This window comes from Dietzia cercidiphylli (assembly GCF_014145145.1).
GTDB lineage: Bacteria > Actinomycetota > Actinomycetes > Mycobacteriales > Mycobacteriaceae > Dietzia > Dietzia natronolimnaea.
This window is the reverse complement of record NZ_JAALEA010000095.1, coordinates 1-10850: the sequence shown is the minus strand read 5'-3', so window position 1 is coordinate 10850 and position 10850 is coordinate 1. Positions and strand designations below refer to the sequence as shown.

The 10850-nt window shown below is 70.0% G+C and carries 10 protein-coding genes; 3 read left to right on the top strand and 7 right to left on the bottom strand.

Annotated elements, in window-relative coordinates; all coding sequences use genetic code 11:
* Both G6028_RS04230 and mqo read right to left on the bottom strand, forming a co-directional pair.
* Positions 1-510: precorrin-2 dehydrogenase/sirohydrochlorin ferrochelatase family protein (locus G6028_RS04230; protein ID WP_277817568.1), on the bottom strand; the 510-nt coding region annotated here is incomplete at its 3' end.
* A 134-nt stretch (positions 511-644) separates the two neighbouring features.
* Complete coding sequence (mqo, locus tag G6028_RS04225) at positions 645-2126, bottom strand: malate dehydrogenase (quinone) (RefSeq protein WP_338404144.1); 1482 nt, start codon at positions 2124-2126, stop codon at positions 645-647.
* Between the two features lie 147 nt (positions 2127-2273).
* Between mqo and G6028_RS04220 the strand changes: the two genes are divergently transcribed.
* Together G6028_RS04220 and mtr are read left to right on the top strand one after the other, a co-directional pair.
* Positions 2274-3311 carry an alpha/beta hydrolase gene (locus G6028_RS04220; RefSeq protein WP_338404143.1) on the top strand — a complete coding sequence of 346 codons (1038 nt, stop codon included), beginning with the start codon at positions 2274-2276 and terminating at the stop codon, positions 3309-3311.
* Positions 3312-3316: 5 nt separating this feature from the next.
* A complete protein-coding gene (gene mtr / locus G6028_RS04215; protein WP_182658143.1) occupies positions 3317-4717 on the top strand; it encodes a mycothione reductase in 1401 nt (466 codons plus the stop codon).
* 61 nt (positions 4718-4778) lie between these two features.
* Here mtr and map read toward each other — a convergent pair whose 3' ends face one another.
* The 5 genes from map to dxr form a co-directional block, all read right to left on the bottom strand.
* Positions 4779-5654, bottom strand: coding sequence for a type I methionyl aminopeptidase (gene map / locus G6028_RS04210; protein ID WP_182658142.1), 876 nt, complete (start codon positions 5652-5654; stop codon positions 4779-4781).
* Positions 5655-5741: 87 nt separating this feature from the next.
* Positions 5742-6596, bottom strand: a complete 855-nt coding sequence (locus tag G6028_RS04205; protein ID WP_182658141.1) for a GNAT family N-acetyltransferase — start codon at positions 6594-6596, stop codon at positions 5742-5744.
* Between the two features lie 4 nt (positions 6597-6600).
* Positions 6601-7749 (bottom strand): flavodoxin-dependent (E)-4-hydroxy-3-methylbut-2-enyl-diphosphate synthase, encoded by a 1149-nt coding sequence (ispG, locus tag G6028_RS04200; protein ID WP_182658140.1) that lies wholly within the window; start codon positions 7747-7749, stop codon positions 6601-6603.
* A gap of 136 nt (positions 7750-7885) precedes the next feature.
* Entirely contained in the window at positions 7886-9103 is a 1218-nt protein-coding gene (locus tag G6028_RS04195; protein ID WP_182658139.1) for a M50 family metallopeptidase, read from the bottom strand.
* 6 nt (positions 9104-9109) lie between these two features.
* The gene (gene dxr, locus G6028_RS04190) at positions 9110-10273 is read right to left on the bottom strand and encodes a 1-deoxy-D-xylulose-5-phosphate reductoisomerase (RefSeq protein ID WP_338404142.1); all 1164 of its coding nucleotides are present in this window, start codon (positions 10271-10273) and stop codon (positions 9110-9112) included.
* 164 nt (positions 10274-10437) lie between these two features.
* Here dxr and G6028_RS04185 point away from each other — a divergent pair, with 164 nt between their 5' ends.
* A complete protein-coding gene (locus tag G6028_RS04185) occupies positions 10438-10797 on the top strand; it encodes a DUF2631 domain-containing protein (protein ID WP_182639536.1) in 360 nt (119 codons plus the stop codon).
* Positions 10798-10850: the final 53 nt, after the last annotated feature.

The following is a 10850-nucleotide window of genomic DNA, read 5'->3' as shown; positions in this document are numbered from 1 at the left end:
GACCAGCGCGACCGTCCCCCGCAGCCTCTCCTCGACCTCCGGCGCCTCGGCGCCGGCGTCGCTCAGAGCGCGGGCGACCACATCACGGGCCTCGGCGGTCCGTGCGCGGTCCCCGGTGAGCACCGCCACCACCATCTCGTCGCGGCGGACGACGGCGGGCGTCACCGCGGTGCCCGAGTTGACGGCGTCCGACCGCACGCAGAAGGTGCGATCCTGCTCGGCTTCGGCGGCGACCCTGGCGTTGACCAGGGAGTCCTTGGTTGCCGCCACCACGTACCAGGCGCCCTCCAGGTCGCCGGACCGGTACTCACGGGCCTCCCACCGGATGCGTCCGGAGTCGACCAGTCCCTGCAACGTGGGCGTGATCTCAGGACTCACCAGGTGGACGACGGCACCCGACTCGAGGAGCACCGGGATACGCCGCTGGGCCACCGATCCGCCGCCGATCACCACGACCCGACGGCCTTCGAGGTCCAAGCCGACGGGGTACGGGTTCACGGGCCGGATCATGCCGCCGATCCTATCCGCCGTCGGTGGCCGCGACCGCCTCGGCCCCGAGGCACTGTGATACGCGTCATCCCCCGGCCACAGCGACGCGGCGACCGGGGGATGAGGGTTCGTACGGGGCGGGGTCCGGCCCGCCGTCAGGCCCTCTGATCGAGCTTGAGGGTGCGGGTCGAGCGCTCGAACTGCTCGGCGAACAGGCCCTCTTCCGCGGCCAGGTCGCGACCGAGGGACGGGATCATCTCCTCGAGCGCGGGCTTCCAGTCCGCGAACCGGCTCGGGAAACAGCGCTGCAGCACATCGACCATCGCGTCGACGGCCGTGGACGCACCGGGGGACGCCCCCAGCAGACCCGCGATCGAGCCGTCAGCGGCGTTGACCACCGCGGTACCGAACTCGAGGGTCCCCCCGCGCCCGTTGGGCTTGATCACCTGGACACGTTGGCCGGCGACGACCTTCTCCCACTCGCCGTCCTGCGCGGACGGCACGAAGTCCCTGAGGGTCTCGACACGCGCGCCGTGATTCTTGGCGAGCTCGGTGATGAGGTACTTGACCAGGCCCATCTCGGTGAGCCCGATGTTGGCCATGGGCAGCAAATTGCCCGGACGGATGCTCGAGGGCAGGTCCATGAAGCTGCCCATCTTGAGGAACTTGGGGGTCCAGCCGGCGAACGGGCCGAAGAGCAGCCCCTTCTTGCCGTCGATCACGCGCGTGTCGAGGTGCGGAACCGACATCGGCGGCGCGCCGACCGACGCCTGGCTGTACACCTTGGCCTGGTGCTGGTCGACGAGGTCGGGGTTGGTGCAGCGCAGCCACTGGCCCCCCACGGGGAACCCGCCGATGCCCTTGATCTCCGGGATGCCCGACTTCTGCAGCAGGTGCAGGGCACCTCCGCCGGCTCCGACGAAGACGAACTTCGCATCGACCGTGCGCTCGTCGCCGGTGTGGCGGTTGGCCACGGTCAGCCGCCAGGTGCCGTCGGTGTTGCGCTCGAGATCCTTGACCTGGTTCTGGTAGTGGACCTCGGTGCCCGTCCTGGTGAGGTACTTGACGAACTGCCGGGTGAGTGCCCCGAAGTTGACGTCGGTGCCGTTCTCGAAGTGACTGAGGGCGAAGGGCTGGTCGGCGGACCGGCCACGGGCCATGAGCGGGACCAGCCGCTCGAGTTCTCCGAAGTCGGTGGTGTGACCCATCCCGGGGAACAGGGGGTGGCCGGCGAGCCTGTCATACCGCTTCCGCAGGTACTCCTGCCCGGCCTCACCGGCCACGAAACTCATGTGCGGGACCGGGCGGATCCACTCCGTCGGGTCGCCGAGGATCGTGTTCTCCACGGCATAGGACCAGAACTGCCGCGAGACCTGGAACTTCTCGTTGACGCTCACGGCCTTGGTGATGTCCACGTCACCGTCGGCGGTCTTGGGCGAGTAGTTCAGCTCGCAGAGTGCGGAGTGGCCGGTGCCGGCGTTGTTCCACGCGTCGGAGGACTCCAGCGCGGGGCCCTCGAGGCGCTCGAAGATCTCGATCTGCCAGTCGGGCTGGAGGCGACGCAACAGAGCCCCGAGCGTCGCGCTCATGGTGCCCGCGCCGATGAGCGCCACATCAGTCGTTCCGTGCTTTGCCACCTGGTCTGCAGTCACCGGTTACCCTCGCTGTTTGGTCGTGGACCCGAATTGGAATCGACACGGGACCGTCCGGCGACCCCGCGTCCACCGGATCCCAAGACTACTCACCGGTCTGCCCCCGCGGCACACCGGACTAGGGTGGTCGTCGTGTCTCCGCCCTCCCCCGATGCCGTCGCCCCCACCGGATCCGATGCGCAGTGGACCCCGGACCTGTTGGGCCCGTCCTACCGCCGCCGCGAGCTCCCACTCGGTACCGATCCGGACGGCGAGGGACCGATCTCGGCCACCCTCGTGCGGCACGAGGACGCACCGGCGCGGCCCGTCGCCGCGATGCTGGTGGTCCACGGTCTGTCCGACTACTTCTTCCACACACATCTCGCCGACTTCCTCGCCGATCGCGGCATCGCCACCTACGGCGTGGACCTGCGCAAGTGTGGACGATCCAGGCGGGACGGCCTGACGCCTCACTTCACCACCGACCTGGAGAGATACGACGACGAGCTGGACCAGTCACTGGCCGTGATCGCCGCCGATCACCCCGGACTGCCGGTCCTCGTGGCCGCGCACTCGACCGGCGGACTGGTGGTGCCTCTGTGGCTCGGTCGGCGCCGCGACCGGGGCTCGGTGGACCCCGTCGTGGGACTGATTCTGAACTCCCCCTGGTTCCAGCTCGACGTCCCCGACCGCGCCCGGCCACTGTTGGACCCGGTCATCCGCACCCTGGGGTCCGCCAGGCCCTACTACCGGCTGCCCCTGAAGACCTCGGACCGGTACGTGGTGAGCACCCACGTCGACCACGACGGGGATTTCCACTTCGACACCGCACTCAAACCCCCGGGCGGGGTCGGGGTCCGGGCCGGGTGGCTCGCGGCCGTCCGTCGGGCGCAGAAGAGTCTCCAGTCCGGGGTCCACCTCCCGCTACCGGTGCTCCTGCTGAGATCCACCGCATCGTCCGTGGGCGCGCGCGGCGGGGACGGGGTGCTCGACGTCGACACCGACCTGATCCTGGATGTCCGTTCGATGGAGCGTTTCGCCGACCGGGTCTCGGACCGGGTCACGGACGTCCCCGTCGACGGCGCCCGACACGACGTGTTCCTCTCCCGCGCGGACGTGCTCGAGGTGGTCTTCCGGCATCTCGGCGACTGGCTGGACCAGATCCTCGCCCCCCACACCAAGGAGTCCTGACGACAATGACCCAGACCCCCTCCCGGCATTTCGACCTCATCGTGATCGGCACCGGCAGCGGAAACTCGTTGATCGACGAGTCGTTCGCCGACAAGTCCGTGGCGATCTGCGAGAAGGGAGCCTTCGGCGGGACCTGCCTCAACGTCGGCTGCATCCCCACCAAGATGTTCGTCTACGCCGCCGACACCGCCGTCTCCGTCGCGCACTCGAGCACGTACGGGATCGACTCGACGCTCGACGGCGTCCGGTGGCCCGACATCGTCTCCCGGGTGTTCGACCGTCGGATCGACCCCATCGCCTCCAGCGGCGAGGACTACCGGCGCACCCGCTGCGACAACGTCACCGTGTACGACGGTCACGCGGCCTTCGTGGGTCCGCGGACCATCGACACGGGGACCGGAGAGATCATCACGGCCGACTCCGTGGTGATCGCCGCGGGGGCCCGCCCCTCGATCCCCCGGATAGTCACCGACGCCGACGTCGCCTACTACACCAGCGACGATGTCATGCGGATCCCCGAGCTTCCCAGATCGATGGTGATCCAGGGCTCCGGCTTCATCGCCTGTGAGTTCGCCCACGTGTTCTCGGCTCTCGGCGTCGAGGTGACCGTGATCGGCCGGTCGGACGTCCTGCTCAAGCACGTGGACAGGGAACTGGCGGAGCGGTTCACCGACCAGGCCGGGCGGAGGTGGGACGTCCGCCTCGGGCAGCAGATCACCTCGATCACCGCGACCGGCGCGGACCGGAGCGGTGTCGAGGTCACCTTCGAGGACGGTTCGACCTGCTCCGGCGACGCGCTCCTGGTGGCGACCGGCCGGATCCCCAACGGCGATCTGCTCGGCCTCGACACCGCCGGCGTGGCGATGGACGGGGAGCTGGTCCGGGTCGACGAGTACGGCCGCACCACCGCGGACGGCGTGTGGGCCCTCGGCGACGTGAGCTCGCCCTACCAGCTCAAGCATGTCGCCAACCACGAGCAGCGGGTGGTCGGGCACAACCTGCGGCACCCGGACGATCTCCATGCCTTCAACCACCGACACGTCCCCTGGGCGGTGTTCACCTGGCCGCAGATCGCGTCGGTCGGACTGACCGAGGCCGAGGCCCGGGAGGCCGGGTACGACGTCACGGTCAAGGTCCAGGACTACGGGGACGTGGCGTACGGCTGGGCCATGGAGGATTCGCTGGGGTGCTGCAAGCTCATCGCGGACCGCACGACGGGGTTGCTCCTCGGGGCGCACATCATGGGGGCCCACTCGCCGTCGCTCATCCAGATCCTCATCCAGGCAATGGAGTTCGAGATCACCGTTCCCGAGCTCGCGCGTCGCCAGTACTGGATCCATCCCGCGATGGCCGAGGTGGTCGAGAACGCCCTGCTCGGACTGGATTTCCCGGACCGGGGCTTCTGACCCGCCGCCCCGGCGGCCCCGGTGTCGGGTTCCGACCCGCGAGCCGGGGCCGGAGCGGAACTCAGCCCCCGCTCGGCAGCGTCAACACCTCGTACCCCTCGTCGGTGACCAGCACGGTGTGTTCGAACTGTGCGGTCCACGACTTGTCCGCCGTGGTGACGGTCCAGTCGTCATCCCAGATGTCGAACCCGGGACCGCCCAGCGCGATCATCGGCTCGACGGTCAACGTCATCCCGGGCTCGAGGACCTCGGTCCGTGACGGATCGTCGTAGTGGAGCACCACCAGGCCGTTGTGGAAGGTGGGCCCCACCCCGTGCCCGGTGAACTCCCGGACCACCGTGTAGTCGAACCTGCGCGCGTAGGACTCGATGACACGCCCGATCACGTTGATCTCCCGGCCGGGGCGGATGGCCTTGATCCCGCGGTTCATGGCCTCTCGCGTCCGGTCGACCAGGAGCCTGTTCTCCTCGGCGACGTCGCCGGCCAGGAAGGTGGCATTGGTGTCGCCGTGGACGCCGTCGATGTAGGCGGTGACGTCGATGTTGACGATGTCCCCGTCCAGGATGACCGTGGTGTCGGGGATACCGTGACAGATCACCTCGTTGAGGGACACACAGCTGGACTTGGGGAACGCCTTGTACCCCAGGGTCGACGGGTAGGCGCCGTGGTCACACATGAACTCGTGGGCGATCCGGTCGATCTCGTCGGTCGTCACCCCGGGTGCCACCGCACGCCCCGCCTCGACGAGGGCGTCCGCCGCTATCGTGCACGCCCTGCGCATCGCGTCGATCACCTCGGGCGTCTGCACCCACGGCTCCCCGTTGGCCTCGTCGACCTTCTCGCGCCAGACGTACTCCGGCCGCGGGATCGACTCGGGAACCGTCCGGATCGGGGTGGGATCGCCGGGGACGAGGGGCTGACGGGTAGAGGTGGTCATGGCCCCAAGGATAGGTGCGTTCCGGGGCCGGCTGCCGACCCGGCCCCGACCGCGGGTCCCGGGGCGCCGCCACCGTGGCCCGACAGGTCACATCAGGACTGTCGCGTAGTCGACCACGTCGACCATGCCGACCCGCCGGTACGCCGAGCGGGCGGCGGCGTTGGATCCGTTGACCACCAGGGACGGGGTCAGGCGACCGGACTGGAGGGCGGCGCACACCGCGGCGACGCCGCCGGTCCCGAGTCCCGCGCCTCTCCTCCCGGGTCGGACCCACACCCCCTGGATCTGCGCCGACCACGGGGAGACGGCGGCGACGTCGGCCTTGAAGAACACCTCGCCGTCGTCGACCCCGATCCAGGTCCTCCCCCTCGCCAGGGAACGCGCGACCCGGCGGCGGAACGGGATCCCCGACCCCACGGCGAAGGGATCGGCACCCAGCTCCTCGCGGTACATCGCCGCCGCGGCGGCGAGCACCTGCTCGAACTCGAGGAGCGTCGCGGCCCGGATGTCGCCGAGCACGAGGGACTGGTCCACCGGGCGTCGCAGCGCCATGAGGTGCTGTGACCCGCGGTGTTCCCTGTGAGGCCCCCAGCAGGAGCCGAGGGCGTCCCACAGCGCGGTGACCTGGTCCCTCCGCCCGTGGACGGACATGGGGCCGAACCCCAGGCCCGCCACCGCGAGACCGAGTTCGTGGTGGTCGTGCGCGTCACCACGGAGTGGCAGCACCGAACTCCCCACGAACACCAACGACCTCTCGGGGCCGCCCAGCGTGAGGAACCGCCCCTCCGGCCCGGGGACCGCGCCGGACGCGGCGAACTTCTCCGCTGCGGGACACGAGACCAGGGGGTCGGATTCGAGGACGCCGAGCAGGGCGCGGGCCTCCCCGGGGCCCACCCCGCGACACCCGCCGGTCGCTGCCTCCGGCGCAGCCGTGTCGGTCATCGGCCTATCGCGTGACCTTGACCTGGGGGCCCTCACCCGCTGCGGCCTCGCCGACGGGCTCGCCCATCTCCTCCGCGATCCGCATGGCCTCCTCGATGAGGGTCTCGACGATCATCGCTTCCGGCACGGTCTTGATGACCTCGCCCTTGACGAAGATCTGCCCCTTGCCGTTGCCCGACGCCACGCCGAGATCGGCCTCACGCGCCTCGCCCGGCCCGTTGACCACGCACCCCATCACGGCCACCCGCAGGGGGACGCTCATCCCCTCGAGGCCGGCGGTGACCTCGTCGGCGAGCTTGTAGACGTCCACCTGGGCACGACCACACGACGGGCAGGAGACGATCTCGAGCTTGCGCGGGCGCAGGCCGAGGGACTGCAGGATCTGCGAACCGACCTTGATCTCCTCCACCGGCGGCGCGGAGAGCGAGACCCGGATGGTGTCGCCGATCCCCTCCGACAGCAGGGCTCCGAACGCGACCGCGGACTTGATGGTGCCCTGGAACGCGGGCCCGGCCTCGGTGACCCCGAGATGGAGCGGGTAATCGCTCCTCGACGCGAGCTGACGGTAGGCCTCCACCATGATCACGGGGTCGTTGTGCTTGACCGAGATCTTGATGTCGCCGAAACCGTGTTCCTCGAACAGCGAGGCCTCCCACAGCGCGGATTCCACGAGCGCCTCCGGGGTGGCCTTGCCGTACTTGGCGAGCAGACGCGGATCGAGGGACCCGGCGTTGACGCCGATCCGGATGGGGATCCCCGCCGCGCCGGCCGCCTTGGCCACCTCGGCGACCCGTCCGTCGAACTCCTTGATGTTGCCGGGGTTGACGCGTACCGCCGCGCACCCGGCGTCGATCGCCGCGAAGATGTACTTGGGCTGGAAGTGGATGTCCGCGATGACGGGTATCGGCGACTTGCGCGCGATGGTCTCGAGCGCGTCGGCGTCCTCCTGACGGGGGCACGCCACGCGGACGATGTCGCAGCCCGCCGCCGTGAGTTCGGCGATCTGTTGGAGCGTGGCGTTGACGTCGTGGGTCTTGGTGGTGGTCATGGACTGGACCGACACCGGATGATCGCTGCCCACACCGACCTGGCCCACGAACAGCTGCCGCGTCTTCCGGCGCGGCGCGAGGACCGGCGGTGGACCGTCTGGCATTCCCAGTCCGACGGGGATGGAGGAGGAGTCGTTCACAACAGGGCCTTCCGTAGGGGTCGCCAGCCGGGTGCTCGCGGATCCCGTCCGCCATTATCCGCGTTCCGGGGCGCGGGGGCGAGATCGGGAGTCCGGACGCTCATCCCGTCAGCAGTATGGGGTTGACGAAGTCCGCGGTGATGACGATCGCGGACACGCCCATCAACAGGACGAACACACCGATGGTGATCGGCGCGAGTTTCTCGTAGTCCGCCGGGCCGCCCGGTGCCAGCCCGCGGAGCCGCCGTAGCGCGTCGCGGATCTTCTCGTAGAACACCACCGCGATGTGGCCGCCGTCGAACGGGGTGAGCGGGACGAGGTTGAACGCCCCGAGGAACAGGTTCAGCCCCGCGAGGAAGAGCAGGAACAGCCACCACGCACCCTGCTCGGCCGCCTGGCCACCGATGTGGCTCGCACCCACCACGGAGACCGGCGAGTCATCGGCCCGTTCGGCGCCGAAGATCGACGCCGCCACCGCCGGGATCTTGGACGGGAACGAGATGAGTCCGTCGATCGTGGCCTCGATCATCTCCCCGGTGAACACGAAGGTCGCCGGGACCGCACCGAGCGCATCGTAGGTGTTGACCGTCTGATAGGCGGGGTCGTCGAGGATCTCCTGCGGGATGCCCTCCTCGGACAGCTGCACCCCCAGCGCCCCCCTCTCCTGACCACCCACGGAGGACGAGGTCAGGCTCGCCGTCGTCGTCACGGTCTCCCCCGCGCGGTCGAGCGTGACGGGGACGGTCTGGCCGGGACGCGCGGAGACCACCTCGGACAGATCGGACCAACTGTCCACCGGAAGGCCGTCGACCGAGGTGATCCGGTCGCCGGCCAGGATGCCGGCCTCACCCGCCGGGCCGACACCGACTCCACACCGGTCCGCCCCCGCGCAGGTGTCGCCCACCACCGCCGCGACCCGGTCGGTCGGGATCGGTTGGACGTCGCGGTTGACCAGCCCCCACCCCAGGGCGACCGTGTAGAAGAGCGCGATCGCCAGGACGATGTTCATGGCCGGCCCGGCCAACAGCACCGCCACGCGCTTCCACCACGCCTGACGCCACATGGCCCTGGGTTCGTCCTCCGGGGCCAGCTCGTCGTACGCGGTCATCCCGGCGATATCGCAGAACCCGCCCAGCGGAACCGCCTTGAGGCCGTACTCGATCCCGCCGCGCCGCACGGACCACACGGTCGGACCGAAGCCGACGAAGAACCGGCGGACCTTCATTCCCGACCACTGCGCCACCCGCATGTGCCCGTACTCGTGGAGCACGATCGACACCATGATCCCGAGTGCGAAGAGCACGATCCCGAGCACCATCACGACTCAGCCCTCCCGGCCCGCGACGAGCGTGGCGGCATGGCGCCGTGCCCAGGACTCCGCCGCCGTCACGTCGTCGAGGTCGCGCGGATCGGACGACCACTCGTCCGCCGCCGCGACCGTCTCGGCCACCACGTCGACGATCTCGGTGAAGCCGATCCTCCCGTCGAGGAAGGCCGGCGCGGCCTCCTCGTTCGCGGCGTTGAACACCGCCGTGCGCAGCCCTCCCGCCGATCCGGCCGCGCGGGCGACGGAGATCGCGGGGAACGTCTGCTCGTCCACGGGCTCGAACGTCCAGGAGTGGGACCGGGAGAAGTCGAGAGGTGTCGTGGCCCCGGGGATTCGGTCCGGCCAGCCGAGAGCCAGCGCGATGGGCAGCTTCATCGACGGAGGAGACGCCTTGGCGATGGTGGCACCGTCGACGAAGGTCACGGCCGAGTGGACCACCGACTGGGGGTGGACGGTCACCTCGATCTTCTCGTACGGCACCCCGAACAACAGATGCGCCTCGATGAGCTCGAGCGCCTTGTTGACCAGGGTGGCCGAGTTCAGTGTGATCATCCGCCCCATCGCCCACGTGGGATGCCGCAACGCCTGCTCCGCGGTGACGTCCGCCAGCTGCGCGCGCGTCCTGCCCCGGAACGGACCTCCGGACGCGGTCAGGACGAGGCCGGCGACCTCGTCCGCGGTGCCCGATCGCAGGCACTGCGCCATGGCCGAGTGTTCGGAGTCCACGGGCACCAACTGCCCCGGGGCGGCGGCGCCGGTCACCAGCGCACCACCGGCGACGAGCGACTCCTTGTTGGCCAACGCCAGGCGGGCGCCGGTCGCCAGCGCGGCGAGGGTGGGACCGAGTCCGATCGAGCCGTCGATGCCGTTGAGGACGACGTCCGCCTCCACCGCCCCGACCAACTCGGTCGCGCCACCCGGCCCGTCGAAGACGGTCACCGCGGGGAACTCCGACCGGATCCGCGCGGCGCCGGCGGGATCCGAGACGGCGACGTAGCCGGCTCCCGTCGCCGCGATCTGCTCACCGAGGAGGTCCACCCGACCGCCGCCCGCGGCCAGGCCCACGACCTCGAACCGGCCGGGGCCGGCCTCGGAGGTCACCTCCAGTGCCTGGGTACCGATCGAGCCGGTGCTTCCGAGGATGAGAACGCGCGTGGTCACACCGTCATTGTCCACGTCCGGGGCGCCGGGCGCCGCATCGCGTGACGCGTCGGGGGCGTGACACCGGCGGGTTACCCGTCGACCCCGGCCGGGCGTGTGCCAGACTGAGCGGGATGTCGGCGGCCCGCGGGGCTGCCAGCGAGCCGTGAGGAGAACCGGGGAGCATGAGCGCGGACGGGCACCACACCAGCAAGGAAATCGTCGTGGGGGGCATCAGCTCCCTCGACGAGCCCTCGGTCCAGTGGGGCTGGCACCAGCACAACAGGAAGGTCGGCCTCGTCGTGGGCGGCTTCTTCGTGTTGTTCCTCCTGGCCATGCTGTTCGGCAACCACGTGGGCAGGGTCGAGGACATCTGGCTGGTCAGCATCGCCGTGTTCCTCGCCGTGTGGATGTTCCTGTCGCTGCGACCGAAGAAGGACGACAGCCTCAAGAAGGCCAGGGTCTACGAGGTCCCGGCTGATCACTACTCGGTGTTCGGCGCCGCGGCGACCGGCGCGGTCGCGACGGCTCCCGCCAAGCGCTGAGAGCCACTGCACGACGAAGGCCGCCGCCCGCGACATCCGCGGGCGGCGGCCTC

Excerpts from the sequence above, each read along its gene's own strand:
- mtr (WP_182658143.1), top strand. The coding sequence starts at position 3,317 with ATGACCCAGACCCCCTCCCGGCATTTCGACCTCATCGTGATCGGCACC.
- map (WP_182658142.1), bottom strand. The coding sequence starts at position 5,654 with ATGACCACCTCTACCCGTCAGCCCCTCGTCCCCGGCGATCCCACCCCG.
- G6028_RS04205 (WP_182658141.1), bottom strand. The coding sequence starts at position 6,596 with ATGACCGACACGGCTGCGCCGGAGGCAGCGACCGGCGGGTGTCGCGGG.
- ispG (WP_182658140.1), bottom strand. The coding sequence starts at position 7,749 with ATGCCAGACGGTCCACCGCCGGTCCTCGCGCCGCGCCGGAAGACGCGG.
- G6028_RS04195 (WP_182658139.1), bottom strand. The coding sequence starts at position 9,103 with ATGGTGCTCGGGATCGTGCTCTTCGCACTCGGGATCATGGTGTCGATC.
- G6028_RS04185 (WP_182639536.1), top strand. The coding sequence starts at position 10,438 with ATGAGCGCGGACGGGCACCACACCAGCAAGGAAATCGTCGTGGGGGGC.